Source organism: Burkholderia sp. AU45251, from assembly GCF_030482905.1.
In the GTDB taxonomy this organism is placed as follows: Bacteria; Pseudomonadota; Gammaproteobacteria; order Burkholderiales; family Burkholderiaceae; genus Burkholderia; species Burkholderia aenigmatica.
On record NZ_JAUJQH010000001.1, the window covers coordinates 62,566 to 88,613 of the forward strand.

General features: G+C 67.3%; 21 protein-coding genes. 10 read left to right on the forward strand and 11 right to left on the reverse strand.

All coding sequences use genetic code 11. The annotated features are described in order from the left end of the window. The first annotated feature begins 453 nt into the window (after window positions 1-453). The 7 genes from QZM67_RS00280 (at window position 454) to QZM67_RS00310 (ending at window position 11,697) form a co-directional block, all read left to right on the forward strand. Window positions 454-1,869 (forward strand): circularly permuted type 2 ATP-grasp protein, encoded by a 1,416-nt coding sequence (locus QZM67_RS00280; RefSeq protein WP_043183281.1) that lies wholly within the window; start codon window positions 454-456, stop codon window positions 1,867-1,869. Window positions 1,870-1,933: 64 nt separating this feature from the next. Then, window positions 1,934-2,875, forward strand: a complete 942-nt coding sequence (locus QZM67_RS00285; RefSeq protein WP_301800177.1) for an alpha-E domain-containing protein — start codon at window positions 1,934-1,936, stop codon at window positions 2,873-2,875. An 8-nt stretch (window positions 2,876-2,883) separates the two neighbouring features. Continuing rightward, window positions 2,884-3,870 (forward strand): transglutaminase family protein, encoded by a 987-nt coding sequence (locus tag QZM67_RS00290; RefSeq protein ID WP_301800178.1) that lies wholly within the window; start codon window positions 2,884-2,886, stop codon window positions 3,868-3,870. 96 nt (window positions 3,871-3,966) lie between these two features. Beyond that, window positions 3,967-7,380: a DUF2126 domain-containing protein gene (locus tag QZM67_RS00295; protein ID WP_301800179.1), complete on the forward strand. Its 3,414-nt coding sequence runs from the start codon at window positions 3,967-3,969 to the stop codon at window positions 7,378-7,380. 221 nt (window positions 7,381-7,601) lie between these two features. Next, window positions 7,602-10,208, forward strand: a complete 2,607-nt coding sequence (locus QZM67_RS00300) for a circularly permuted type 2 ATP-grasp protein (protein WP_301801382.1) — start codon at window positions 7,602-7,604, stop codon at window positions 10,206-10,208. Continuing rightward, entirely contained in the window at window positions 10,202-11,239 is a 1,038-nt protein-coding gene (locus tag QZM67_RS00305; protein WP_301800181.1) for a transglutaminase family protein, read from the forward strand. Before QZM67_RS00300 ends, QZM67_RS00305 begins: the two co-directional genes overlap by 7 nt. 185 nt (window positions 11,240-11,424) lie before the next feature. Continuing rightward, window positions 11,425-11,697 carry a hypothetical protein gene (locus QZM67_RS00310; RefSeq protein WP_205823210.1) on the forward strand — a complete coding sequence of 91 codons (273 nt, stop codon included), beginning with the start codon at window positions 11,425-11,427 and terminating at the stop codon, window positions 11,695-11,697. A gap of 129 nt (window positions 11,698-11,826) precedes the next feature. On the opposite strand, the gene QZM67_RS00315 is transcribed toward QZM67_RS00310, so the two are convergent. Both QZM67_RS00315 and pip read right to left on the reverse strand, forming a co-directional pair. Further along, the gene (locus QZM67_RS00315) at window positions 11,827-12,759 is read right to left on the reverse strand and encodes an alpha/beta fold hydrolase (RefSeq protein WP_301800182.1); all 933 of its coding nucleotides are present in this window, start codon (window positions 12,757-12,759) and stop codon (window positions 11,827-11,829) included. Between the two features lie 138 nt (window positions 12,760-12,897). Further along, window positions 12,898-13,836 carry a prolyl aminopeptidase gene (gene pip / locus QZM67_RS00320; protein WP_301766663.1) on the reverse strand — a complete coding sequence of 313 codons (939 nt, stop codon included), beginning with the start codon at window positions 13,834-13,836 and terminating at the stop codon, window positions 12,898-12,900. Between the two features lie 324 nt (window positions 13,837-14,160). On the opposite strand from pip, the gene QZM67_RS00325 reads away from it, so the two are divergent. Both QZM67_RS00325 and QZM67_RS00330 read left to right on the forward strand, forming a co-directional pair. Further along, window positions 14,161-15,315, forward strand: a complete 1,155-nt coding sequence (locus QZM67_RS00325; RefSeq protein WP_301800183.1) for an acyltransferase — start codon at window positions 14,161-14,163, stop codon at window positions 15,313-15,315. Between the two features lie 151 nt (window positions 15,316-15,466). Further along, complete coding sequence (locus QZM67_RS00330; protein ID WP_041490973.1) at window positions 15,467-15,811, forward strand: carboxymuconolactone decarboxylase family protein; 345 nt, start codon at window positions 15,467-15,469, stop codon at window positions 15,809-15,811. Window positions 15,812-15,820: 9 nt separating this feature from the next. Here the strand turns inward: QZM67_RS00330 and QZM67_RS00335 are convergent, their stop codons facing one another. Next, window positions 15,821-16,615 carry a multidrug ABC transporter ATPase gene (locus tag QZM67_RS00335; protein WP_301800184.1) on the reverse strand — a complete coding sequence of 265 codons (795 nt, stop codon included), beginning with the start codon at window positions 16,613-16,615 and terminating at the stop codon, window positions 15,821-15,823. A gap of 84 nt (window positions 16,616-16,699) precedes the next feature. Further along, window positions 16,700-17,638: a LysR substrate-binding domain-containing protein gene (locus tag QZM67_RS00340; protein ID WP_301800185.1), complete on the reverse strand. Its 939-nt coding sequence runs from the start codon at window positions 17,636-17,638 to the stop codon at window positions 16,700-16,702. Between the two features lie 98 nt (window positions 17,639-17,736). Here QZM67_RS00340 and QZM67_RS00345 point away from each other — a divergent pair, with 98 nt between their 5' ends. Next, complete coding sequence (locus tag QZM67_RS00345; RefSeq protein ID WP_301800186.1) at window positions 17,737-18,492, forward strand: carbon-nitrogen hydrolase family protein; 756 nt, start codon at window positions 17,737-17,739, stop codon at window positions 18,490-18,492. Window positions 18,493-18,619: 127 nt separating this feature from the next. Here QZM67_RS00345 and QZM67_RS00350 read toward each other — a convergent pair whose 3' ends face one another. The 7 genes from QZM67_RS00350 to QZM67_RS00380 are packed head-to-tail and all read right to left on the reverse strand — an operon-like array spanning window position 18,620 to window position 25,829. Then, window positions 18,620-19,684 (reverse strand): 2-aminoethylphosphonate aminotransferase, encoded by a 1,065-nt coding sequence (locus tag QZM67_RS00350; protein ID WP_301800187.1) that lies wholly within the window; start codon window positions 19,682-19,684, stop codon window positions 18,620-18,622. Next, window positions 19,684-20,865: a phosphonopyruvate decarboxylase gene (aepY, locus tag QZM67_RS00355; RefSeq protein WP_301800188.1), complete on the reverse strand. Its 1,182-nt coding sequence runs from the start codon at window positions 20,863-20,865 to the stop codon at window positions 19,684-19,686. The genes QZM67_RS00350 and aepY overlap by 1 nt, the downstream gene beginning before the upstream one ends. Then, window positions 20,862-22,550: a phosphoenolpyruvate mutase gene (gene aepX / locus QZM67_RS00360; RefSeq protein WP_301800189.1), complete on the reverse strand. Its 1,689-nt coding sequence runs from the start codon at window positions 22,548-22,550 to the stop codon at window positions 20,862-20,864. Before aepX ends, aepY begins: the two co-directional genes overlap by 4 nt. Further along, entirely contained in the window at window positions 22,547-23,314 is a 768-nt protein-coding gene (locus tag QZM67_RS00365; RefSeq protein ID WP_301800190.1) for a phosphocholine cytidylyltransferase family protein, read from the reverse strand. The genes aepX and QZM67_RS00365 overlap by 4 nt, the downstream gene beginning before the upstream one ends. A 36-nt stretch (window positions 23,315-23,350) precedes the next feature. Further along, the gene (locus QZM67_RS00370; RefSeq protein WP_301800191.1) at window positions 23,351-24,352 is read right to left on the reverse strand and encodes an HpnL family protein; all 1,002 of its coding nucleotides are present in this window, start codon (window positions 24,350-24,352) and stop codon (window positions 23,351-23,353) included. Further along, window positions 24,349-25,152 (reverse strand): 2OG-Fe(II) oxygenase, encoded by an 804-nt coding sequence (locus QZM67_RS00375; RefSeq protein ID WP_043183307.1) that lies wholly within the window; start codon window positions 25,150-25,152, stop codon window positions 24,349-24,351. The genes QZM67_RS00370 and QZM67_RS00375 overlap by 4 nt, the downstream gene beginning before the upstream one ends. Next, complete coding sequence (locus QZM67_RS00380) at window positions 25,149-25,829, reverse strand: CDP-alcohol phosphatidyltransferase family protein (RefSeq protein WP_089453210.1); 681 nt, start codon at window positions 25,827-25,829, stop codon at window positions 25,149-25,151. Before QZM67_RS00380 ends, QZM67_RS00375 begins: the two co-directional genes overlap by 4 nt. Window positions 25,830-26,048 lie beyond the last annotated feature (219 nt).

Below are 26,048 nucleotides of genomic sequence, written 5' to 3' on the forward strand. Positions count from 1 at the left end.
ATTACGGCTGCATAGCGTTGAGGTGCCGGACCCGGCTAACCGGACAGTTCATCGCGTCGAACTGCCGGCGCGGCCGCAGACGGTACTTCCCCCTAGGGCCGGTTGCGCCGTGCGCGTACCGGCCCGCCTTCCCATCCTTTCGTTGCGGCGCGTTCCCGCGCCCGGGCGGGCCGTTTTTTGTGCAGTGCAGATTGCACATTCGTGACACGCGGGGGAACTATGTTTGAAAGTCGCAGCGCAGCATGGGGCACGCGCGCCTGCGACGCACCGTCGTCGCCCGTCGCGTCGGGCGCTGCACCGCCGTGGTGCGTCATGCCGCGCAGGCGTGCCTGGCGCGGCGCAAAAAGGGGGGATTATCGAGGGGATCGCGCAAGGCACGTTCCTTGCGACGCAGTCGTTACGCCGGTCCGGCATGCGCAATGCCGGGGAAAACGATCGATGGAGAAAAGATCGATGAAGCCATTCGATGAAATGCTGCAATCCGGCGACATGGTAAGGGCGCCCTACGCGCGCCTGAAGCAGTGGCTCGACACGCAGAATCCCGCGAGCCTCGCCCAGAAAGCCCACGACGCGGAAGGCGTGTTCCGCAAGACGGGCATCACGTTCGCCGTCTACGGCGACGCGGAGGCCGCCGAGCGGCTGATTCCGTTCGACATCGTCCCGCGCATCATCTCGGGCGCCGAATGGAGCCGGCTGTCGCTCGGCATCGAGCAGCGCGTGATGGCGCTCAATGCGTTCCTCGACGACATCTACCATCGCCAGGAAATCGTGCGCGCGGGCATCGTGCCGAAGCACCTGATTGCGCACAACGAAGCGTTCATTCCGGAGATGATCGACTTCCGGCCGCCCGGAAACGTTTACACGCACATCATCGGCGTGGACATCGTGCGCACCGGCGAGAACGAGTTCTACGTGCTGGAAGACAACGCGCGCACCCCGTCCGGCGTGTCGTACATGCTGGAAAACCGCGAGACGATGATGCAGCTCTTCCCGGAGCTGTTCCAGCAGGTGAAGGTGCGCCCGGTCGAAACCTATCCGCAGATGCTGCGCCAGTCGCTCGCGGCCGTGTGCCCGCCGGGCGGCAACGCCGATAACCCGACCGTCGCCGTGCTCACGCCCGGCATCCACAATTCCGCGTACTACGAACATTCGTTCCTCGCCGACCAGATGGGCGTGCATCTCGTCGAGGGCAGCGACCTGCAGGTGATCGACGGCCGTGTCGCGATGCGCACGACCGAGGGTTTCCGCCCGATCGACGTGCTGTACCGCCGCGTCGACGACGCGTTCCTCGATCCGCTCACGTTCCGTCCCGATTCGGTGCTCGGCGTCGCGGGGATCATGGACGTCTACCGCGCGGGCAACATCACGATCGCGAACGCGCCGGGCACCGGCATCGCCGACGACAAGGCGATCTACTCGTACATGCCGGAGATCGTCGAGTTCTACACGGGGCGCAAGGCGCTGCTGGAGAACGTGCCGACCTGGCGCTGCGGCGAGGCCGACAGCCTGAAGTACGTGCTCGACCATCTCGACGAACTGGTCGTGAAGGAAGTGCACGGTTCGGGCGGCTACGGGATGCTGGTCGGGCCGTGCGCGTCGAAGGCCGAGCTCGAAGCCTTTGCCGCGAAGCTGCGCGCGCGCCCCGCGAACTACATCGCGCAGCCGACGCTTGCGCTGTCCACGACGCCGATCCTGACCGAAGCCGGCCTTGCGCCGCGCCACGTCGACCTGCGGCCGTTCGTGCTGGTGTCGGACCGGATCCGCATCACGCCGGGCGGGCTCACGCGCGTCGCGCTGAAGGAGGGATCGCTCGTCGTCAACTCGAGCCAGGGCGGCGGCACCAAGGACACCTGGGTGCTGGCCGACTGAGCCGGACGCGACCGCGCGCGCCGGAACCGGCGCGCCAACCGAACGAAGACGGAGTGGACACGAGATGCTTCTGGGACGTACTGCAAGCGGTCTCTACTGGATGTACCGCTATATCGAGCGCGCGGAGAACATCGCGCGCATCGTCGATGCCGGGCTGCGGATGGCGCTCACGCGCACGTCCGACGCGCCGGCCGAATGGTCGTCGGTGCTCGTCAGCTCGGGCACGGATGAGGGCTACCGGCAGAAATACGATGCGTATGCGGCCGATACCGTGACCGACTACCTGCTGCGCGACCGCGACAACCCGTCGAGCGTGCTGTCGTGCATCGAGGCCGCGCGCTCGAATGCGCGGATGGTGCGCACGGCGCTCACGCGCGAGGCGTGGGAGAGCGTGAACGGCGCGTGGCTCGCGCTGCGCCGCGCGCTCGCGCAGCCGGTGCCGGAGAGCGAACTGCCGGCCGTGCTCGACGAGGTGAAGCGCGAGACCGCGCTGATCCTCGGCAGCTTCTACAGCACGATGCTGCGCAACGAGATCTTCGATTTCGCGCAGATCGGCGCGTTCGTCGAGCGCGCGGACAACACCGCACGGATCATCGACGTCAAATACCACCTGCTGCTGCCGTCGGTGTCGCACGTCGGCACGATCCTCGACAACTACCAGTGGGAGACGATCCTGCGCTGCGTCGCCGCGCACCGTTCGTACCGCTGGGTGTATGACGTGCAGTACAAGCCGATGAACATCGCCGACTACCTGATCCTGAACGGCCGCATGCCGCGCTCGCTGCGCTATTGCTACGGGCGTGTCGTGTCGAGCCTGAACCTGCTCGCGAAGGATTACGGCGTGACACATCCGTGTCACGACACGGCCGCGAAGATCCTGCAGATGCTGTCCGACACCTCGGTCGAGCGGATTTTCAAGAGCGGCCTGCACGAGTTCCTGACCGACTTCATCGGCCGCAACAACAGCCTCGGGCTCGAAATTGCCCAGGCTTACAACTTCGACTGAGACTTGCCATGCGACTCGCCATCCGACACATCTCGCGTTATCAGTTCGACGATCAAGCCACCCATGCCCTGCAACGGCTGCGGCTGCGTCCGCAGTCGGGCCCCGGGCAGACGGTGCGCGCGTGGCAGGTCACGATCGACGGTGTCGAGCCGACGCTGTCCTATGCCGACGGGCTCGGCAACCGGATCGACCTCGTGCGGCACGACCGCGGCGCGAAGGCCGAAATCGTCGTCATCGCGGCCGGCGTCGTCGAGACGCAGGACCGCGCGGGCATACTCGGTAATCCTGAAGGCTATGCGCCGCCGTGGATCTTCGAGCGCGAAACGGCGCTCACGAAGGCGGGCGACACCGTTCGCGCACTCGCGCAAGCGCTGCCGATCGAGCCGCACAGCCTCGATGCACTGCACTGGCTGATGACGGAAGTGCACGACCGCATCGCGTATGCGCCGAACCTGGCCGCCGAAGCGCCCGTCGATGCGGAAACCGCGCTGCAAAGCGGCGAGGGCACGAGCCGCGATCATGCGCATGCGTTCATCGCAGCCGCGCGCGTGCTGAAGATTCCCGCGCGCTATATCTCGGGCTACGTGCTGGCAGACAGCGCGATGCAGCGCATCGCCGACGCGAAGCAGAACACGGGCGACAGCGAGGAGGAGGAAGAAGCGCTCGCGCTGCAGAGCGGCGAGGGCATGCAGCAGGTGCTCGGCGCGTCGCATGCCGCGCAATCGCAGTCGCAAGGGATGCCGCAGCCGGCGCACGGTGCGCAGCCGCAAGCGGCCGGGCTGATGCAGCAGCCGGCCGGCCATGCGTGGGCCGAGGCCTATGTCGAAGGGCTCGGCTGGGTCGGGTTCGATCCGTTCATGAATCGCTGCCCGGACGAGCGCTACGTGCGCATCGCGGTCGGCCTCGACTATCGCGACGCGCAGCCGGTGACGGGGCTCGGCGCGACGGCCGTCGGCGTCGAGATCAGCGTCGTGCAGACGCCGGAACTCGTCTGACCCGACGCACGCTTTCGCCGAATCCGCCAGGCCGGGCCACCGCGTCGCATCGAGCGCGACGCGGCGCGCGGCGGGCCCAACCCGAACCGAGCTCCCATGTCCATCCACGTCGCGCTGCATCACACCACCCGCTATCGCTACGACCGGCTCGTCAACCTCGGCCCGCAGGTCGTGCGGCTGCGGCCCGCGCCGCACTGCCGGACGCCGATCCTCGCGTATTCGATGACGGTCGAGCCCGCGCAGCACTTCATCAACTGGCAGCAGGATCCGTTCTCGAACTATCTTGGACGGCTCGTGTTTCCGGAGCGCACCGAGCACTTCGAGATCACGATCGATCTCGTCGCCGAGATGTCGGTGTACAACCCGTTCGACTTCTTCCTCGAAGCGAGCGCGGAGCAATACCCGTTCAGCTATGACGACGCGTTGAAGACCGAGCTCGCGCCGTATCTCGTGTGCGACCCGCAGACGAGCGCGTCGCAACTGTTCCGCACGTATCTCGACGGCGTCGACCGCACGCCGGCCGGCACCGTGAATTTCCTCGTTGCGCTGAACCAGCAACTGCAGCGCGACATCGGCTATCTCGTGCGGATGGAGCCGGGCGTGCAGACGCCCGAGGAGACGCTCGAGCTGGCCTCCGGCTCGTGCCGCGACAGCGCATGGCTGCTCGTGCAGCTGTGCCGCCACCTAGGCATCGCCGCGCGTTTCGTGTCGGGCTACCTGATCCAGCTCACGCCCGACGTGAAGTCGCTCGACGGCCCGAGCGGCACGTCGGTCGACTTCACCGACCTGCACGCGTGGTGCGAGGTCTATCTGCCGGGCGCCGGCTGGATCGGCTTCGACCCGACCTCGGGCCTGCTCGCCGGCGAGGGCCACATTCCGCTGGCCTGCACACCGCAGCCGACCAGCGCGGCGCCGGTCGAGGGGCTGATCGACGAGTGCGAGGTGTCGTTCGAGCACGAGATGAGCGTGACGCGCGTGTATGAATCGCCGCGCGTGACGAAGCCGTATACGGACTCGCAATGGGATGCGGTGCTGGCGCTCGGCACGCAGGTCGACGGCGCGCTGGCGGCCGGTGACGTGCGGCTCACGCAGGGCGGCGAGCCGACCTTCGTGTCGATCGACGATCGCGACGGCGCCGAGTGGAACACCGACGCGCTCGGCCCGACCAAGCGCGGCTACGCAACCGAGCTCGTGCAGCGGCTGCGCGCCGAATACGGCGACGGCGGCTTCCTGCATTTCGGGCAGGGCAAGTGGTATCCGGGCGAGCAACTGCCGCGCTGGGCGCTGTCGATCTTCTGGCGTGCCGATGGCCAGCCGGTGTGGCACGATCCGTCGCTGTTCGCCGACGAGCGCGAGCCGTCCGCTTATACGACCGACGACGCGAAGCGCTTCATCGACGCGCTGGCCGCGAGGCTGAACCTGACCGGCGAATTCATCCGGCCCGGCTACGAGGACGTCTGGTACTACCTGTGGCGCGAGCGCCGGCTGCCGGTCAACGTCGACCCGTTCGACTCGCGTCTCGACGACGAGCTCGAGCGCGCGCGGTTGCGCAAGGTGTTCGAGCAGCAGCTCGACAGCGTGGTCGGCTATGTGCTGCCGGTCAAGCGTGCAGACGATGCACCGGGCCTCGACGGCCCGCGCTGGCAGACGGGCCCGTGGTTCTTCCGCGACGAGCGGATGTACCTCATGCCCGGCGATTCGCCGATGGGCTATCGGCTGCCGCTCGATTCGCTGCCGTGGGCGAGCCGTGCCGACTATCCGTACCTCGTCGAGCGCGATCCGTTCGCGCCGCGCGACGGGCTGCCGGACGCCGCCGCGATCCGCGCGCGCTACGCGGGCCCGGCCGATGCGCCGCGCTACCTGTCCGGCGTGCATCGCGAGGCGGCCGCACAGGCCGTGATGCAGTGGCGCGACGACGGCACGGCCGGAAAAGGGCGGCCGGCCGCGCGCGACCCGAGTCGCCTCCCCGAGCGTTTCGAATCGGCTGCGTGGATCACGCGCACCGCGCTGTGTGTCGAAGTACGCAACGGCATCCTGTACCTGTTCATGCCGCCGCTTGCCGCGCTCGAGGATTATCTCGACCTGCTCGGCGCGATCGAGCTGACCGCGCACGCGCTCGGCGTGAAGCTCGTGCTCGAAGGCTATCCGCCGCCGCGCGATGCGCGGCTGAAGCTGCTGCAGGTGACGCCCGATCCCGGCGTGATCGAGGTGAACATCCATCCGGCCGCGAATTTCGACGAGCTGGTCGATCACACCGAATTCCTGTACGACGCCGCGTGGCAGTCGCGGCTGTGCAGCGAGAAGTTCATGGTCGACGGCCGTCACGTCGGCACGGGCGGCGGCAATCACTTCGTGCTCGGCGGCGCGACGCCGGCCGACAGCCCGTTCCTGCGCCGCCCGGATCTCCTGGCGAGCCTGATCGCGTACTGGCACAACCATCCGTCGCTGTCGTACCTGTTCTCGGGGCTCTTCATCGGGCCGACGAGCCAGGCGCCGCGCGTCGACGAGGCGCGCAACGACCAGCTCTACGAGCTCGACATCGCGTTCGCGGAGATCCAGCGCAACAAGCTGCTGTTCGGGCAGGACATGCCGCCGTGGCTCGTCGACCGCGTGCTGCGCAACCTGCTGATCGACGTGACCGGCAACACGCACCGCAGCGAGTTCTGTATCGACAAGCTGTATTCGCCCGATTCGTCGACCGGCCGGCTCGGCCTGCTCGAACTGCGCGCGTTCGAGATGCCGCCGCATGCCCGGATGAGCATCGTGCAGCAACTGCTGCTGCGCGCGCTGGTCGCGCGTTTCTGGGCCACGCCGTACACGACGCCGCTCACGCGCTGGGGCACCGCGCTGCATGACCGCTTCATGTTGCCCGCGTTTCTTCAGATGGATTTCGACGACGTGCTGGCCGAACTGCGCGACGCCGGCTTCGCGTTCGATCCGGCATGGTTCGCGCCACACTTCGAATTCCGCTTCCCGCTGTTCGGCCAGATCGCGGTGAACGGCATGCAGCTGTCGCTGCGCGGCGCGCTGGAACCGTGGCACGTGATGGGCGAGGAGGGCGCGCCCGGCGGCACGGTGCGCTACGTCGATTCGTCGGTCGAACGGCTCGAAGTGCGCGTGACGGGGTTGAACGACAACCGGCACGTCGTGACGGTCAACGGCCGCGCACTGCCGCTGCAGCCGACCGGCACCGTCGGCGAATACGTCGCGGGCGTGCGCTACAAGGCGTGGTCGCCGCCGTCCGCGCTGCATCCGACCCTCGGCGTGCACGCGCCGCTCACGTTCGACATCGTCGATACGTGGCTGCAGCGCTCGCTCGGCGGCTGCCGCTATCACGTCGCGCATCCGGGCGGGCGCAACTACGCGACGTTCCCGGTCAATGCGTACGAGGCCGAAAGCCGCCGGCTCGCACGCTTCGTCGAGATGGGGCATACGCCGGGGCGGATGGATGTCGCGGCTGCCGCGCCGAGCCGCGAATTCCCGTTCACGCTCGACCTGCGGCGGCCGTGACCGGACGATGACAGGACGGGCGACGATGCGCGGTTCGCGACACCCGGGTGCGGCGGTCGCTGGCGGCCCCGCCGGAATGCTAGGATGCGGGCAGATTGCGGCCGCGCGCCGCGGCCCGCCGCCCGCCGCCCGGGTGGCGGCGCGCGTGCGCGGCCGCGCCCTGACGACGGAACGACACCGTGCCGCCCACTGACACCGATCATCTCGCCGCCCCCGACGCGATGCCCACGCTTTTCGATACCGGCGCGCAGCCGGACGCCGCCGAACTGGCCGCCGCGCTCGCGGCGCCGGCCGCCGCCGGCCGTTACGACGAGCTGCGCGGCAGCGCGGCCGGCCTGAACGCGCCTGCGCTCGCGCCCGCGTGGCGCAGCTTCTTCACGTCGATCGGCAGCGACGGTGTGGCCGATCTCGATCGCCGCGCCGACGCGCTGTACCGGCGCATGCGCGAGAACGGCCTGTTCTATCAACTGCACGAGCAGCGCGCCGGCGACGGCGCGGCCGGCCCGTGGTCGCTCGACCTGCTGCCGCTGATCGTCACGCCCGAGGACTGGGTCGCGATCGAGCGCGGCGTGCTGCAGCGCGTGCGGCTGCTCAACGCGACGCTGGCCGACCTGTACGGGCCGCAGACGATCCTCGAGCGCGGGCTGCTGCCGCCCGCGCTCGTCACCGGGCATCCCGGCTACCTGCGCGCGATGCGCGGCGCGCGCGTGCCGGGCGATACCTGGCTGCACGTCGTCGCGTTCGATCTCGCGCGCGGCCCGGACGGGCAGTGGCGGATCGTCGCGCAGCACACGCAGGGCGCGGCCGGCCTGGGCTACCTGCTCGAAAACCGGCTGATCGTGTCGCGGCTCTTTCCGCGCGGGTTTCGCGGGCTGCGCGTGCAGCGGCTCGCGTCCGCGTACCGCGCGCTGCTGCAGAGCATGCAGGCGCTCAGCCCGGCCCGCAAGAATTCGCGGATCGTGCTGCTCACACCGGGGCCGCACAGCGCGACGTATTTCGAGCACGCGTATCTCGCGCGCTACCTCGGCCTCACGCTCGTCGAAGGCGGCGACCTGACCGCGCGCGACAACCGCGTCTTCCTGAAGACGCTGCGCGGGCTCGAACCCGTGCACGGCATCCTGCGACGCGTCGACGACGCGTGGCTCGATCCGCTCGAACTGCGGCCCGATTCGATGCTCGGCGTGCCGGGTCTGCTGCAGGCCGTGCGCGCGGGCAACGTGCTGCTCGCGAACGCGCCGGGTTCGGGCTTCCTCGAATCGCCGGCGATGCTCGGCTTCATGCCGCGTCTCGCGGAAGGGTTGCTCGGCGAAACGCTGGCCCTGCCGGCCGTGCATTCGTGGTGGTGCGGTGAGGCGGCCGCGTGCGACGACGCGCTGCCGCAGCTCGCGCGCGGCATCGTCAAGGCATCCTATCCACCCGACGTCCAGGCCGGCGGCCCGTTCGAGCCGGTGATCGGCGCGCGGCTCACGCAGGCGCAACTGGCCGAGTGGCGCGCGCGGATCCTCGCGCGGCCCGAGCACTACACGGTGCAGGCCGACCTGCCGCTGTCGCAGGCGCCGACGTGGCCGCGCCAGGACGCACCCGATGGCAACGGCGGCGCGCGCATCGTGCCGAAGCCGCTGCTGCTGCGCGTGTTCGCGCTCGCCGACGGCGCGCAGCGCTGGCGGCTCCTGCCGGGCGGGCTGTCGCGGGTCGGTACGCGCGATACGCTGTTCAACGCGCCGATGCCGCGCGGCGGCAGCACCGTCGATACATGGGTGATGACCGAAGGCATCGTCGATTCGACGACGCTGCTGCAGACGCACCTCGGCCCCGACGATCTCGTCGAGCGGCCGCGCGCGATCGCGAGCCGGGCGGCCGAGAACCTGTTCTGGCTCGGCCGTTACACCGAGCGTGCGACCAACCTGATGCGGCTCGCGCGGGCGGCGCTCGAACGGCTGCGCGGAGAGGACGACGTCGACAGCCCCGCGCACCTGGAACTGCTCGACACGCTGTGCCGCGACACGGGCCTGATCGCGGCCGATGCGCCGAACGCCGTCGATGCGCCGCGTGCGTTCCAGCACGCGCTCGCGACGTCGCTGACGCGCGGCGCGGATCGCACGTCGGGCATCGCGTCGTGCCTGTTCGGGATGCGTGGCGCGGCCGCCGCGATTCGCGAACGGCTGTCGAGCGACCAGTGGCGGCTGATCGACGACGCGACCCAACTGTTTGCGGACAGTGCGGGCCAGCCGGAAGCCGAGGAGCAGATCGGCAACGAGGCGCTGCAACTGCTGGCGCGCCTCGGCCTGCTGCTTGGCGCGATCACCGGCGCGCAGACCGACAACATGACGCGCGACGACGGCTGGCGGCTGCTGTCGATCGGCCGGCAGATCGACCGGCTGGATTTCCTGTGCAGCGTGCTGAAGTTTGCGTTCGACGAAGGCGCCGTGCACCGGCAGGATGGCTTCGAGCTCGTGCTGGAACTGTTCGACAGCACGATCACGTTCCGTTCGCGGTTCCAGCGCGGCTTCGACGTCGCGCCGCTGCTGTCGCTCGTCGTGCTCGATACCGACAACCCGCGTTCGCTCGGCTGGGTCGTGCAGGCGCTGCGCGGCCGGTTGACGAAGGTCGAGCGCAGCGAAGGCTATGCGCTGTCCGAGCTGGCCGAGACGATTCCCGACGTCCCCGCTTGGTCGCTGCACGAGCTGTGCGAGACCGGCGACGGCGGCCGGCACGACAAGCTGCTCGATGCACTCGATACGACGGCGAAGGCGGTCTGGGAACTGTCGAACCGGATCGGCGAGCGCTATTTCAGCCACGTGCGCGAGGCGGGCAGGACGTTATGGTGACGACGAAAGGCGCGGCGAAAGCGCCACCCGGTTCCGGGAATGCGCGGAACGCATCGGCACCGGCATCCGCGATGGCCGACGTGACGCGCGGCCGGTTGCTGCGGGTCACGCACGATACCGAATACCGTTACGCGGCGCGCGTCGAATCGGCGCAGCACCAGGCGCGCCTGCAACCGCTCGTCACGCCGCGCCAGCAGGTGCTGTCGTTCGCGCTCGACATCGATCCCGCGCCGGAATCGGTCGGGACCGAGATCGATGCATTCGGCAACGCGCGCGCATCGTTTGCGTTGAACCAGCCGCACGACGCGCTGCTCGTGCGCAGCCGCAGCACGGTACGCGTGACGCCGCCCGTGTGGTCGCTCGGTGCGCGCGGCGAGCCGCCGCCCGCCATCGCGAAACCCGACGCGAAACAGGCGACGCCGTGGGAAGCCGTGCGCGACCGCTTGCGGTTCCGCGCGGGGCAGCCTTACGACGCGGCGAGCGAATTCGTGTTCACGTCGCCGCATGTCGCGTGCGATCCCGAGCTCGCCGCGTATGCGGCCGCGAGCTTCACGCCGCAACGGCCGCTCGTGCAGGCCGCGTGGGAGCTGATGCGGCGCGTGCATGCCGATTTTGCGTATACGCCGAACAGCACCGACATCACGACGTCGGCGCTCGATGCGCTGCGCTTGCGCAAGGGCGTGTGCCAGGATTTCGCGCACGTGATGATCGGCGCGCTGCGCTCGCTCGGGCTCGCCGCGCGTTACGTGAGCGGCTATCTGCTCACGCAGCCGCCACCCGGGCAGCCGCGGCTGATCGGCGCCGACGCGTCGCATGCGTGGGTCGAGGTGTACGACCCGGCGTGGCCCGAGGACAACGGCTGGCTGCAGCTCGACCCGACCAACGATCGCGCGCCGGGCGACGACTACGTGATGCTGTCGATCGGTCGCGACTATGCGGACGTGACACCGCTGCGGGGCGTGATCCGCGGTGGCGGCGCGGATCAGGAGCTGAAGGTCGGCGTGACGGTGGAGCCGCTCGACGCGCCCTGACGTATGCGGCATGCCGCGTGCCCGCGCGAATGCCGTTTAAGTCTTCGTTAATACTGCACGCCTAGCATGGTCACGCCGGCGAACGGATCGGACTCGATCCGGGGCACCGGCGGCACGCGCGGGTGCGTCGACGTCACGGCACCGCACCGTCGCGCATCGCCATCCCCTTGCAACGGCGGCGGATCATGATCAAGAACTTCGACTACACGCTCGGCAGCGACACGATTGCGCTCTGCGCGAGCTTCGGTGCGGGGCCGGCGTGGCGCCGCGTGCTGGTGAGCCGTGCGGATTCGATGGAGACGCTGGTGGTGCTCGATGCGCGCGGCCTGTCGGGCTTGCTGAAGGTGGCGACCGAGGCGCCGGAAGGACTGCTCGACGATGCGATCCGCAAGGTCGGCGACGAACAGCTCGTCGAGCGGGCAATCAGCGGCAGGACGATCGTCGAAACCGCGCTATGAGCGCCTGAGTCGGATCAATCCGCGCACTCGTGGCGCGGATTGACGGCACAGCTCCGCGACGCCCGGCGATGGACGGGCATCATCGGACGAGGGCGGGCACGAGGCCCCGCGTGATTCGCGCCCGGTCGATCATTGCCCGAGAAAATCGAGCAGGGCGGACGCAAGCTGTTCCGGCTGCTCTTCGGCGGGATAGTGGCCGGAGTCGCGCAGCACGACCCCGCGCACGTTGGACGCAACCTTCTCCATGGTGGCCTTCGACCCTTCGCCGTACCCGAATTCGCATCCTATGGCGAGGACTGGCATGTCGAGTTTCTTTTCTCCGAGCGTCTTGTTGTCGCCGAGATCCACGAGGAGCGTGCGGTAGTAGCTGAAGCTCGCACGCAGGGCGCCGGGCTGCGTGAGCGCCGTCGCGTAGACGTCGATATCGGCTTCCGTGATGGATTCGGGATCGACGGTGCCGACCGTGTCGCGTCGGACAAAGTGACGGACAAACAGCGCTTCACGGCCGCGGACCAGCTCTTCGGAAATGTCGCCTGCCATATTGAAGCCGAAGTGCCAGCTGCCGCCTGTGGCCACGTTCATCGCCTTTTCCTGGCCGAAGCCTGGCAGGCCGCTCTCGATGAACACGAACCGCTCCGTGAGTTGCGGATACAGTGCGGCGAACGCGTAGCCTACCTGGCCGCCCATATCGTGTCCGACGATGCACGCCTGGTCGATCTGCAGCGCATGCAGCAATGCGGCGATGTCGCCTGCGACGGTTTTCTTGTCATAGCCAGCCGCGGGCTTGCTGGAGTCACCGAATCCGCGCAGATCGGGCGCGATGACCCTGCAGTGAGGCGCAAGCAACGGCATGAGCTTGCGCCATGCGTACGACGTTTGCGGCCAGCCGTGCAGCAGCACGACGGCACGGCCGGCTCCGGCCACTTTCGTATGAATGCGCAGGCCGTTCACCCGCACGGCAAGCGATTTGACAGCAGGGTGTTCGAGATTCTCGCGACGGGGTTCCGTCAAGCTCATTGCCATGAATCGGCCTTTGGTAAGGAAAGATTGCTCGGTGAGCATGCGATCCGACAATGCGCCGCGACGCGCGATGACGGCACGGCCTCCAACTTCATGGCGCGGCACATCCGGCCGGCGCAATGGTTGGAGGGCTCGTGTCAGGTCAACGTGCTCGCCAGCGGCGTTGCCTGAGGGCGTGTCCTAGTCCTGGTTCGCGAACCGGTCCGTTGCGGCGATCAGCGCTTCCAGGATCCCCGGCTCGTTGTACGCATGCCCGGCGCCGGGCACGATCTCGAACGTCGCGTCCGGCCATGCCTTCGACAGCTCCCATGCGGTACGCGCGGGTGTCGCGACGTCATAGCGACCTTGCACGATCACCCCCGGAATGCCGGCGAGGCGATGCGCGTCGCGCAGCAGCTGGCCTTCTTCGACGAAGCCCTTGTTCACGAAGTAGTGATTCTCGATCCGCGCGAACGCAAGTGCGTAGTGACCGTCCGCGAAGTGCGCGGCCAGTGCGGGGTCGGGCAGCAGCGTGATCGTGCGGCCTTCCCAGATGCTCCACGCGCGCGCGGCTTCGAGCTTCGCGGCTTCGTCGTCACCGGTCAGCCGGCGATGGTAGGCGGCCATCAGGTCGCCGCGCTCGGCTTCCGGAATCGGTGCAAGGAAGGCTTCCCACAGGTCGGGGAACAGCCACGATGCGCCTTCCTGGTAGTACCACAGCAATTCCGCGCGACGCATCGTGAAGATGCCGCGCACGACCAGCGCGCTCACGCGCTCGGGGTGCGTTTCCGCGTACGCGATCGACAGCGCGCTGCCCCACGAGCCGCCGAACACGAGCCACTTTTCCGCGCCGACCATCTCGCGCAGGCGTTCGATATCGGCGACCAGATGCCACGTCGTGTTGTTCTCGAGGCTGGCATGCGGCGTCGAGCGTCCGCAGCCGCGCTGGTCGAACAGCAGGATGTCGTAGCGCTCGGGATCGAACAGGCGGCGATGGTCGGGGCTGCAACCGGCGCCGGGGCCGCCGTGCAGGAACACGGCGGGCTTGCCGGCCGGGTTGCCGCAGCGCTCCCAGTAAATGCGGTGGCCGTCGCCGGTGTCGAGGTGGCCGTGGGCGTAAGGTTCGATCGGTGGGTACACAGGCAGGCTCCGGGTAAGGGGCGACAGGGGGCGGACGAGGCGCGGGCCGGTGAGCGGGCGGAAGGCTACGGATATTGCGCCGCCGCAAAAATCGTTGTGTTGGCATCGGACCGGCCGCCGCCGGACAAGGCTTGTCATTATGCCCATTCGCCGCGCCTGATGCCGGCTTGCTCTGGCGCGGCGTTGCCACCGGTGTTTGCCCTGGGGATTTTTGAAGCAATTTCATTCCGATATTTTTCATACAAAATCCCGGCGGCATATCGGCGTGCCGTAGCGGGGGGCGCCGGTCTGCTGCCCATCCACCGTGCCAACGGAAACCAGCCGATGAACCATCGCGTCACGCAGTTGACCGGGTTGCGCGCCGTCGCGGTGGCGATGGTTGTAGTCGGACACGCCGAACACGTGCTGCCCGGCGGCTACACCGGCTGGTACGCGCCGTTGCGGCTGATCGCCGACGGCCGGCTCGGCGTGCTGATCTTCTTCGTCCTCAGCGGTTTCCTGATCACCAACGTATTGCGCGCCGAGTTCGCACGCACGGGCGGCATCGCGCTGACGTCGTTCTACGTGCGCCGCGCGCTGCGGATCTGGCCGGCCTGCTACGTCTATCTCGCGGCGGTCGCGATCGTGGCCTTCGCCGGCTGGTTCGACGTCGACCGCCGGCAGTGGCTGTATGCGGCGCTGCACCTGTGGAACTACTCGGCGTGGTTCGGGCTGACTGGCGACAACACGCTGCATCCGGACGGCGCGTGGTATCTCGGCCATTTCTGGTCGCTTGCGCTCGAGGAACAGTTCTACTGGTTCTGGCCGCTGCTGTTCATGTATGGCATGCGCCGCCGCGGCACGCGCTGGCTGGCCGCGCTGATCCTGATCGTGCCGCTCGTGCGCGCGGTCACTTATTTCGTTGCGCCCGCGCTGCGCGGGCAACTCGGGATGATGCTTCACACGGGCGTCGATCCGATCCTGATCGGCTGCTATGCGTCGCTCAACCGCGAACGGCTCGAAGCGTGGATTCGCACGTGGCGTGGCGAGACGCGCATCGTGACGGCGATCGTCTTGATCGTGCTGTTCGGAATGCCGCTCGCCGAACATCGGCTCGGCGGGTTCTGGAATGCGACGTATGGCGTGACGCTCGAAGCCGCATTGATCGCGATCGTGATCGTCGTGCTGAATTTCCGCAGTGAGTTCTGGTGTGCGCGATGGTTGCGCACGCGGCCGGTCGTGTTCGTCGGCACGATTTCGTTCAGCCTCTATCTGTGGCAGCAGCCGTTCGCGAATCCGGATCTGGCGGTGCCGCACGCGTTTCCGCTCGGGATCGTATGGGCGCTGATGGCCGCGACGGCCAGTTACTTCCTGGTCGAGAAACCGTTCCTGCGGTTGAAGGATCGCTATTCGGCGCGCGAGGCGCGACGTGTGCGCGACGATGCGCTGCTCAGACCGGCGCCGCCGGAGTGCATCGAGACGAATGCGGTCGTCAAATAAGGGCAGTGCTGCGATTGTCCGATCGGACCAACATTGCTGCGTGGATTTGCTACGATCCCGATGCTATTTTTGAGCATCGCCGGATGCCGTGGGTTGCATGGCGCTCCCGGCAATCGACTGGATCGATCCACTTGCGGAGACACGTTTCATGCTGAAAAACTGGCGGCAGTTCCTGCCGAAGATCGGACAAAGTATGAAGGACATCAAGGAACTGAGTCCTTTGACGATCGATGGTTACCGGATGCTGCATCAGGCCGGCGCCGAAACCGGCAACCTGGACGCGAAGACGCGCGAACTGATTGCGCTGGCCGTGGCCGTCACGACGCGATGCGACAGTTGCATCGCGAATCACGTGAAGAAGGCGATCGAACTCGGCGTATCGAAGGCCGAGCTGACCGAAGCGCTGGGTGTCGCCGTGGCGATGAACGCCGGCGCGGCGCTGGCGTTTTCCGGGCGCGTGATGGATGCGTACAACGACCTGTCGGACGCGCGCTGACGCAGCGCGTTATTTCATGACCGAAGGCGGATACCAGAAGTTCCGGTACATGTTGATCCCGTACGACTTGCCGTCGTAGCGGACGGTCGTGCGGACCGGGCGCTTGTCCTTGCGCTGCGGCGGGTCGACACGCGCGGTGATCGACAGGTCGGCGAATCCGTGGCTTGTAGTCTTTTCGACGCCGATCGTCATGGTGGCCGATACGATCGCGTCGTCGGCGATGCCGGGGCTGCAGACCGCATGCTTGTCGTCGGTGTTGACCCAACCGGCGAGGTTGGTGCCGAAGACCGTACGCAAGCGATTGCCTTCGCGTACCCACAGCGTCAGCTCGTCGCTGGTGTTGGCATCGGGGCAGCTTGGCCCGCGCGCGCTGCTCGTGAACACGACGCCGAACGCGCGCACGTCGGGGGCCAGTCGGTAGGGTGCGGTATCAATGCGATAGCTGTTTGCATCGACTTCCGTGACGGCATCCTCCTGAACCACCGACCGTTCGGCCGCCACGACCTTGCCGCCTTCGACAAGCGCGACGACCTGCAGCTTGTTGCTTTCGTCCGGGTTCTTGCTCTTTGGCAGCGAATCGAACGCGACAGCCGCGATCGTCGTTTCCGGCGCGTTCGGCATGACCTTGCACGCCGATGCCACAACGAGCCGGTTCGTGTCGCGCGCGGCGAGGCGTGCGCTCGCGACGCCGGCCCAGCGGGCGACCGCAACGACGGTTGCGTCATCACACGCCTGGTTGTCGGCAGCCTGGACAGCGGAGGCGGCGGCGAGCGCCAGCAGCGGGGCGAAGCGGAGGATTCTCATGTTCACGATGAAAGAAGGCTCTTCATGGATGCCGTGGATGTCGCTTGCCGATCCGGAGCGGCCGGCCAACGCGCGATGCACAGGTCATGCGTGACGACCCGTACTTTTCCTGCCCTTCAATGCAAGCTGCAGTTGCTTGCAGTCCTTGTCCAGTTGCAGCCGAAGCAGTTTCAGAATCGATTTCGTATGCTCGGACAAGGGCTTGCCCGGGCGGAAAATGATCCGATCCTGGAACGGCACATCCAGCGAAAAGCGCTTGATGACAAGTCCACGAGGAATGAAGTCGATGGCCGCGACGGGATGGACGAACGCAAGTCCGACGCCACTGCGTGCGAACTCGCAGGCACTGATCGAGTAGGGCGTTTCGACGACCGTTCGTAGCGTGATCCCTTCGTGTGCCAGTGCTGCTTCCAGCGCGCGTCGTGTGACATCCTCCGCGTTCAGTGAAATGAAGTGATCGGATTGCAGATCCGCCGGTGTAACGACCGCCCGTTGAGCCAGCGGATGATCGGGCGCCATGGCGATGACGCCAGGCAGTGCGCTGAATACCGAATGCTCGAGGCCAGAAGTCGGCATCTCGCTAGCCATCAAGCCGATATCGGCCACGCCGGATTGAACTTGCTGATGCACCTCTCGGGAGCTCATGACTTGCAACGACAACTGAATGCCGGGCGAGTCGCGATGAAATCCGGCGATGGCGCGCGGCAGAAAACAGTTCCCCAGGGCGGGGAAGCAGGCAATCACGAGTCGCCCCTGCTTGTACGAGCCCAGACTGCGAATGACGTGTTCAACGGTTTCAAAGCCCACGAAGTATCGCTCGATCGAGGTCATCAGGACATTCGCCTCGTTCGTCGGGATCATGCGTCCGCGAATGCGCTCAAACAATCGCACGGCGGCAAACGACTCGACCCGCTGAATGGCTTGGCTGACCGCAGGCTGGCTGATCCCCAGCAACTCGGCGGCGCGCGCTGTCGTACCGGCGGTCATCAGGGCTCGAAAGATTTCGATATCCCGCGGAGACATAACAATATTCAATAGATCAATAAGTATCCATTGTAGTCGGTTCGAAACAAGACCTTGATACTGCGAGACGCCTACGCGAACCACCGACTCTATCTCTCATGGACACATTCACGATCGCCGCTGCGCAGTTCAGCGCCAAAGCAGGAGACATCGAAACCAACGTGGCTCGGCATTTGACCTTCGTCCATGCTGCTGCGAAACACGGCGTCAAGTATCTGGTCTTTCCCGAACTGTCCTTGACGGGATACGAGCAGCAGCTTGGCCGTCAACTCGCCATGGGATGCGAGGACCCACGGCTCCTGCCGTTGTTGGCCGAGGTGCAGCGACTGGGCATGTCCATCGTCGTCGGGGCGCCCCTGATGCATGAAGGCCAACCGGAGGTGTTCATCGGCGCGTTCACGCTTGGCGCTCATGGCATACACGCGCACACCAAACAGCATTTGCATCCAGGCGAAGACATGGTGTTTGCAGCCGGAAACGGCGGCCCGGAGGTGATCGTTGACGGGAATCCGATCGCGTTGGCCATATGCGCCGATTTCGCGCATGCCTCCCACGCGGCGAACGCGGCAGATTCGGGGGCGCGTGTCTACGCGGCGAGCGCGCTCATTACCGACAACGGGTACCCGTACGATACCGGGCTGTTGGCCGGCTATGCGGCCAAACACAATATGGTCGTACTGATGGCCAATCATGGCGGCATCACCGGTGGTTGGGAGCCGGCCGGTCGTAGTGCGATCTGGGCAGAGGGCGGTGAGCGCGTTGTTGTCGCGCCAGGCACTGGCGACCTGCTCGTTATCGCCACCGAAGGAGCGAATGGCTGGACCGGATCCGTGGTGGCGATCGAGGTGGAGTAGCGCGTGCCTTCGACGGTTGCCGAGGCGCTCGTTGTGCTCGCGCGTTGCCCGGTTTCAATGGCCGCGAAATCCGCGAACAATAAAAAAAGGCCCTTGCGGGCCTTTCGTAGACGAAGGAGTCAGGCACTTACCGCGTCAGCGCCGTAAACCCCTCCAGCAACCGATCGACATCGGCCGCCTGGATCGCGCCCATCGTCGAGATGCGGAACAGCTCCTTCGACAAGCCGCCTTGCCCCGCGTAGATCACGAAGCCTCGTGCCTTCAACCCGTCGTGCAGCGTTTCGTACGTCACACCCTGCGGCAACCGATAAGCACGAAGCACCACCGACGATTCACCTTCCGGCAGCACCAGCGGCATCCCGCGCGCCGCGAGCCCGGCCTGTGCCTGATCGGCGAGCGCCTTGTAATGCGCATGCCGCGCACGCCAGCCACCGGCCTCATCGAACTCGCGCAGCGCCTCGACGAGCGCGTAATACGCGTGCACGGAAGGCGTAAACGGCGTATTCCGTTGATCCTGCAGCTTCGCGAGACGGCCGAGATCGAGGTAGTAGGTACGGCTCGCCGCCTTCGCGAGCGCGCTGCGGCGCACGATCACGAACGCTGCCCCCGGCACGCCGTGCAGGCACTTGTTCGCGGTCGCGGCGACCGCGTCGATGTCGCCGCCGGCGAAGTCGATCGCTTCCGCGCCAAAGCTGCTGACGCCGTCGACGAGCATTTTCACGCCGCGCGCACGGCACACCTCGGCGATCGCCCCGAGATCGTTCAGTCGGCCCGTCGTCGTTTCATGATGAATCACGGCGACGTGCGAGTAACCGCCCGCATCGAGCTTCGCACCGATCTGCGTGAGGTCGGGCGCGTGCATCCACTCATGCTTGAGCACATCGTGCGCGATCCCGTACTGCGTCGCGATCTGCGTGATCCGCTCGCCATACACACCGTTCTCGATCACGAGCAGCTTGCCGTCCTTCGGCACGAGCGCCGCGATCATGCTTTCGACAGCGGCCGTACCCGAACCGGTCATCAGCACGGCCGTCCACTCAGCCGGATCGAGTTCGTACGCGGCGACGAGACGCTGACGCGCTTCATCCTGCAGATCGAAGAATTCGCTTTCGCGATGGCACAGGTCGGGTTGCAGCAGGCTGCGGCGCACGCGTTCGGTGAGCGTGACCGGGCCGGGGTTCAGCAGCAGCATCAATGGGCTCCTTCAACGTGGGCTTCGGTCTGCGCGGCGCCGATGTGCCGCATCAGACGGGTCTTGACCTCGACCGGCGTGACGGTCGGGCGGGGCAGGCCGTCGGGCACGCCGGTGCGGATCGCCAGGCGCACGAACTGCGCCCCGTCGTGCGACTCGGCCAGCGCCGTATCGAGCACGTCGAGCGTGTCGCCTTCGACCGCCGACGCATACCCGCACGCGGCAGCAACGCCCGCGAACGAAACATGTTGCGACACCGTCGCCTGGCCGCCCGTCGATTCGTGCGCGCCGTTGTCGAGCAGCACGTGCGTGAGGTTGGCCGGGCCGTAGGTGCCGAGCGTCGCGAACACGCCCATGCGCATCAGCGCGGCGCCGTCGCCGTCGACCGCGACCACGCGCAGGTCGGGGCGCGCGAGCGCGAGGCCAAGCGCGAGCGGCGTCACGCAGCCCATCGAGCCGACCATGTACAGCTGGTTCGGGCGATCGTCGATGGCGTAGAGTTCGCGGCCGCAGAAGCCGGTCGACGCGAGCACGACGGTCGAATCGACCGGCGTGTGCGCGATCACGCGCTGCAGCGCGTCCTGGCGGGTCGGCCAGGTGTCGGCCGACGCGGCGCGCGACGACGCTTGCGCGGCGACATGCGCGCGCGGCGTCGCGGCCGGGTTGGCCTTCAGTTCATACGGCGCGACACTGCCTTTCTGCATCACGAGCGCGTACGGGCGGCCCGTCGCGTCCATGTGCGCGATCGCGCGGTCGAGTGCCGGGCCGACCTGTTCGGGGTCGGTCGGGAACGTCTCCCACGGGATCTCCATCGTGTCGAGCATCGCGGGCGTGATCGGCCCCATCAGCGCGTGCTGCGGCTCGTCGGCCACGCCCGGCTGGCCGCGCCACGTGACGATCAGGAGCTGCGGCAGGCGGAACGTCCAGGTCAGCGACGTGAGCGGGCTCACCGCGTTGCCGAGCCCCGAGTTCTGCATCATCGCAATGCCGCGCTTGCCGCCGAGCGTCGCGCCCGCGATCAGCGCGACCGCGTCGCCTTCGTTCGCGGCCGACGCGTAATGCAGCGTCGGGTCCTGCAGCACGTAATTGATGAACGGCGTCAGGTACGAGCAGGGCACGCCCGCGTACCAGTCGAAACCGCGCTCGCGCGCGGCCTCGACGAACTGGGCCGCTTCGATCATTGCGCGCCCCCGTTACGGGCGCCCGGTTGCGACAGCGGCGTCTGGCCGTGCGCGAAGTCGCCCGCGCGGCGGAAGTCTTCGAGATCGTTCACACCGCGCCAGTGGCCGTGCACGTACTGCACCTCGATCTTCTCGCCGGCGGCGATCAGTTCGTTGAGCAGCGTCGGGATGTCGAGCGTGTCGAAATCGTCGCGCGCCTGCAGCGTCGCGAGCATCGCCTTCAGGCGGTCGACACCGGCGCCACGCACGTTCAGCAGGCCGATCCAGCGGCCATGCGGCGTGCCTGCGGCGACGTCGCTCGACACGCGTTGCAGGTAGGTCTTCTGGCCGAACAGGCCGCGATCGTCGGCCGCCGAGCAGAGCGCGAAGTCACGCACGCTCTGGTTGGTCGGCTCGGTCAGCGACGAATCGACCACCACGCTGAACTCGGCTTCGCTTTCCGCGAGGTCGCGCACGATGTAGCTGCGGAACAGCAGGTCGCCGTACGAGATCACGGTGTCGCCGGTCAGGCGTTCGGCCGCGCATGCGAGCGACGCGAGTTCGCCCGTCTGCGCATGGCGCTCGTTGACGACGAGCTTGATGCCCGACGTGTCGATCGCGTCGGCGCGATAGCCGCCGACCACGGTGATGTCGTTCACGCCGTGCGTCTTGAAGCCGTCGACGAGCCAGCGCAGCAGCGGCTTGCCGGCGACCGGCAGCATGACCTTCGGCTTGTCTTCGGTCACGGCCTCGAGGCCCTTGCCGCGGCTGGCCGCCAGCACGATCGCGGCGTTCGACGCGCGCGACGACGACGACAGGTAGATGCGCTCGGCCGCCGAGTATTCGTCGGCGTCCTGCAGGCGGAAGATTTCGTTGACCGATGCAACGCGGTCTTCGACGTTGATCAGCGTTTCGCTCTCGTGGATCTCGCGTGCGGTCGCCTGCATCGCGGATGCCGACGCACGGATCAGGTGGTTCGCCCAGATCACGGTGCTGATGCCGGCCTGGCGGAACACGTCGGTCGGCGTGCTGTAGTACTTGGTCGGCACGATCACGAGCGGCGCCTTGCCGCTCCATTCGCGCGCGAACTGCAGGATCTCGTCCGGGCGCGACAGCTTGCTGTGGATCAGGATCGCGTCCGCGCCGGCTTCCGCATACGCGTTCGCGCGGCGCAGCGCCTCGTCCATCCCCCAGCCCGCGATCAGCGCTTCGACACGCGCGACGATCGAGAAGTCGGGATCGCTCTGCGAATCCTTGCCGGCCTTGATCTTGCCGCAGAACTCGTCGATTTCCGCGAGCGGCTGGCGCTCGCCGCCGATGAAGCTGTTGGTCTTCGGGAACTGCTTGTCCTCGATACAGACGCCCGCGATGCCGCGCTGCTCGAGCTTCTTCACGAGGCGGCGCACGTTGTTGAAGTTGCCGTAGCCGGTGTCGCCGTCGAGCAGGATCGGCAGGTCGCTCGCGTCGGCCATGAATTCGAGCACGTCGACGACCTGGGTCCAGCTCGCCTCGTTGTTGTCGCGCACGCCGAACTGCGCGGAGATCGCGAGGCCCGATGCCCAGATCCCCTTGAAGCCGGCCTCGCGGACGATCCGCGCGGACAGGCCGTTGTGCGCTTCCATCAGGAATTCGAGTTCGTTGCTGACGAGCATGCGGCGCAGGCGTGCGCTGCGCGATTCGGAGAAGTTGGGTTCGCGTGCATTCATCGTGCAGCTCCTGCGGTAGTACGTTGAATCAGGGGGAGAATGTCTTGCGTGGCGCGCGCGACGTCGTTCGGGAAGTCGATCTCGATCCACGGCGAGCCGGTGACGTCGGCGACGTCGAACGAATGACCGCCTTCGAGCAGCAGGTCGCGCACGGCTTCCTCGTGCGGCATGTTCGCGCGGCCGCTGTCGACGTAGCCCGCGACGATCGTCGCGAGGCGGCGCGCGGTGCCTTCCGTGAAGCGGAAGAAGCCGACCGATTCGCCGATCGTGTCGTATTCGAGGTCGACCGCGAGCTGCTTGCGCAACTCGACCGGCACGCCGTTCTTCAGGCACAGCTTGACGGGTTCGTCGCCGGCCTCGAAGTCGCGATCGATCAGCAGGCGGTCGACCGCCTTGTCGGAATCGGCCACCAGCGCATGCAGGATGTTCTCGTCATACAGCACGTCGGCGTCCATCAGCAGCACGTCGCCGCCGCGCGTCATCGCATCGGCGACGGTATGCACGGTCAACACGCTGCCGAGGTCGTAGCGGTCGTTGATCACGATCTCGGCCTGGCGGCCGAGGCGCTTCAATTCCTGCTCGACCTTCTCGTGCTGGAAGCCCAGCCCGAGCACGATCTCGTCGACGCCCGCGGCATCGAGCACGCGCAGATGCCGCTCGAGCAGCGAAACGTCGTCGAAGCGCAGCAGGCACTTCGGGAACTGCGCCTCGGGCGGTTGTTGCAGGCGCAAGCCGAGGCCTGCCGCAAGAATGATGGCTCGCATGGGTTCTCCAACCAAAAAGCCGGCGGATCTGAACGATCAGTCGGCGAGCGGCTGCGGCGCACGGCGCCGCTGCCAGTTTCTTTCACTGAAATGCAGATAGAGCAGGCCGGGCAGGCCGAGCGCGAGTTCGCGCGCGCGCTTCGCAAGCGACAGCGCGAGCGCCGCGTCGGGCGGCAGTCCGACCAGCGGCGCGAGCAGCAGGTAGCCGCCTTCCTGCGCGCCGAGCGAGCCCGGGATCGCGAAGGCCGCGCCACGAATGGCCTGGCCGACGCTCTCGAGCAGCAGCGCGTCGAGCCAGCTCACCGGATGCCCGAGGAAATGCAGCGCGAGCCACACTTCCGCGGTGCCGACGATCCAGCCGACGAGACTCAATGCGAACGTCTTCGCGACCTTCGCGCGATCGCGATACAGCGCGCCGACCGCGTCGTCGATCGCGTCGGCGCGGGTGGCCAGCGACGACCAGTCGCGCGGGCCGAGCAGCTTCGACGCGAGGCGCAGGCCGCGGCCGAACAGCCCGCGCCGCTGCGCCATGTAGAACAGCGCGGCGAGGGCGCCGAGCACGCCGGTGGCGATCAGCGCGGGCGTGCGCAGGTGCGCGACCGATTCGTGCGTTGCATACAGGCTGAACGCGGCGATGCCGATCAGCGCGAACGCCATCTGCGCGAGCGCCTGCATCGTCGTGCTGACGGTGACGGCCGCCGCCGCGTCGGCCATCCGCGTGCCGCGCTGCGCGAGGTGGCGCACCATCAGCACGGGGCCGCCGATCTGCCCGGCGGGCAGCAGGCTGTTCACCGATTCGCCGACCCAGCGCGCGCGCAGCGCGTTGCCGAGCTCGGCGCCCGGCTGGCCGGGGCGGAACATCACGGAGATCGCCATCGCGTCGATCACGAGCGGCACGACGTGGAACGCCGCGACGAGCGCGAGCCCCCAGCCGGCTGCGAGGAACGTGGACGCGACCGCGCCGACGCCTTGCCATGCCAGGAGTGCGACGAAGAGTGCGGTCCCGAGGGACAGCAGGATGAGGCCGGCGCGTGTCATGACCCGGTCGTGCGTCGCGTTGCCAGTTGCTTGAACACCTGGCGGAAACCGAAATACGCGATCGCGTCCTTCATGTTCGAGATGAAGCGCTTCCACGGCCGCATGCCGGGGTTCGTCACGTATTCGAAGGTGAGCGACACGCGCATCTCGTTCTGGCCGAGCGGCGTGATGCGGTGGCGCAGCTTGTCGCCATCGAACAGCACGATGCCGCCGTCGGCGATCTGCACGGAGCCCGGTTCGTCGGCGACGTCCGGATTGCGCGTGTGCAGCTCGTAGTCGAGCCGGCACGACGATTCGTCGATCACGCCGATCAGCAGCGTGTAGCGGCGGCCGTCGTAGTACGACGTGTCGTAGTGCCAGCCGATGTGGTCGCCGGGCTTCGTGTAGTAATACAGCGCGTACGCGTGCGGATCGTCGTCCGGCGACAGCATCAGCTTGTCGCCCGTGACCTTCTCGAGGAAGGAGATGAGTGCCTTCGATCGATACAGTTCGGCGATGTACGGCGCCTGCTCGTCGATCGTATGACGGCTCACGCTGCCGCCCTGCTTGTGGCCGGGCAGGTAATTGCGGTTCAGGCCGGCCTGCATCGCGCGGGCGGCGTCGGCCAGCTTCGCGTGCGCGTCGGCCGGCAGGAATGCGTCGAGGTACAGGAACGAGCCCTGGCGCGTGTAGTCGTTGCGCACTTGCTCGAGGTCGAGATGGCCGACGCAGTCGGCCACGGTGCGATCGGGGTCGGACGCGGCGCGCACGGGCGCGGGGCGTGCCGGGCTCAGCACGGAGTCGTCGCGCGTGCTAGTCATTTGGAAGCCTGGATTTCAGTGGAATTCTGCGGAACATTGCCGCGCCGGACGATGCGCCACCAGTCGATCACGACCCACGCGGCGAACAGCGGGGCGCCGATCGACGCCGCGAGCAGGAACGGCTCGACGCCGTCGAACAGCGTCACGAGCGGCAGCAGGTACAGCACGTCTTCGGTTTCGAAGCCGCCGGCGAATGCCTGCTTGGTGCCGGCCTTGCCGGCGAACGATTCGATGCGCATGCGCAGGAAGAAGATCAGCGCAACGGCGGCGCCGGCCACCGCGCCGAGCAGCACCGGCGATGCGGCCATCTGGCCGCCCTGGGCGACGATGCCGAGGCCCATGCTGACGAACAGCGCGACCGTGACGAGGGCGTCTGCCGCGAGGTCGTAAAAATGACCGATCTTGCTCGTCTTGCCGCTGATGCGCGCGAGCTCGCCATCGGTGTGGTCGACGAAGTTCGACAGTACGATCAGGAACGCGCCCGCATTGCTCCAGCCGAAGCCGCCGTGCGCGAGGCACCAGGCGCCGGCGAGGCCGATCAGCAGACGAACGGTGGTGAGGTGATTCGGGGTGACAGGCGTGTCGACGAGCGGTCGGACAAGCGAGCGCGCCAGCCGCGCATCCCAGGTGCGTGGCAGGGGCGGTTCGGAACGTGTGGCGGTTTTTCTTTGGTCCATCGGCGAAATATATACGGAATTGTAATTTGGTGCTTTTTATTCGATCAATGTCCTGACATGAGGGAGTGTTACCGCGTCTTGCGGCGATTGGCCGGCCGAAAAGCGCGTGCGCGAAAGGGCGGCCAAACGGGGCCGCGCGATCCAGATTCCAGTGTGGTTCGCATCGGGCGGCTGTCAAGGACGGACGGGCCTCTCAGGCCGGTGCGGCGGTACTTTTCG

Bases quoted from the DNA above. Each gene is read 5' to 3' on its own strand.
- QZM67_RS00280 (WP_043183281.1), top strand. From the start codon at position 454: ATGAAGCCATTCGATGAAATGCTGCAATCCGGCGACATGGTAAGGGCG.
- QZM67_RS00285 (WP_301800177.1), top strand. From the start codon at position 1,934: ATGCTTCTGGGACGTACTGCAAGCGGTCTCTACTGGATGTACCGCTAT.
- QZM67_RS00290 (WP_301800178.1), top strand. From the start codon at position 2,884: ATGCGACTCGCCATCCGACACATCTCGCGTTATCAGTTCGACGATCAA.
- QZM67_RS00295 (WP_301800179.1), top strand. From the start codon at position 3,967: ATGTCCATCCACGTCGCGCTGCATCACACCACCCGCTATCGCTACGAC.
- QZM67_RS00300 (WP_301801382.1), top strand. From the start codon at position 7,602: ATGCCCACGCTTTTCGATACCGGCGCGCAGCCGGACGCCGCCGAACTG.
- QZM67_RS00305 (WP_301800181.1), top strand. From the start codon at position 10,202: ATGGTGACGACGAAAGGCGCGGCGAAAGCGCCACCCGGTTCCGGGAAT.
- QZM67_RS00310 (WP_205823210.1), top strand. From the start codon at position 11,425: ATGATCAAGAACTTCGACTACACGCTCGGCAGCGACACGATTGCGCTC.
- QZM67_RS00315 (WP_301800182.1), bottom strand. From the start codon at position 12,759: ATGCTCACCGAGCAATCTTTCCTTACCAAAGGCCGATTCATGGCAATG.
- QZM67_RS00325 (WP_301800183.1), top strand. From the start codon at position 14,161: ATGAACCATCGCGTCACGCAGTTGACCGGGTTGCGCGCCGTCGCGGTG.
- QZM67_RS00335 (WP_301800184.1), bottom strand. From the start codon at position 16,615: ATGAGAATCCTCCGCTTCGCCCCGCTGCTGGCGCTCGCCGCCGCCTCC.
- QZM67_RS00340 (WP_301800185.1), bottom strand. From the start codon at position 17,638: ATGTCTCCGCGGGATATCGAAATCTTTCGAGCCCTGATGACCGCCGGT.
- QZM67_RS00345 (WP_301800186.1), top strand. From the start codon at position 17,737: ATGGACACATTCACGATCGCCGCTGCGCAGTTCAGCGCCAAAGCAGGA.
- QZM67_RS00350 (WP_301800187.1), bottom strand. From the start codon at position 19,684: ATGCTGCTGCTGAACCCCGGCCCGGTCACGCTCACCGAACGCGTGCGC.
- aepY (WP_301800188.1), bottom strand. From the start codon at position 20,865: ATGATCGAAGCGGCCCAGTTCGTCGAGGCCGCGCGCGAGCGCGGTTTC.
- aepX (WP_301800189.1), bottom strand. From the start codon at position 22,550: ATGAATGCACGCGAACCCAACTTCTCCGAATCGCGCAGCGCACGCCTG.
- QZM67_RS00365 (WP_301800190.1), bottom strand. From the start codon at position 23,314: ATGCGAGCCATCATTCTTGCGGCAGGCCTCGGCTTGCGCCTGCAACAA.
- QZM67_RS00370 (WP_301800191.1), bottom strand. From the start codon at position 24,352: ATGACACGCGCCGGCCTCATCCTGCTGTCCCTCGGGACCGCACTCTTC.
- QZM67_RS00375 (WP_043183307.1), bottom strand. From the start codon at position 25,152: ATGACTAGCACGCGCGACGACTCCGTGCTGAGCCCGGCACGCCCCGCG.
- QZM67_RS00380 (WP_089453210.1), bottom strand. From the start codon at position 25,829: ATGGACCAAAGAAAAACCGCCACACGTTCCGAACCGCCCCTGCCACGC.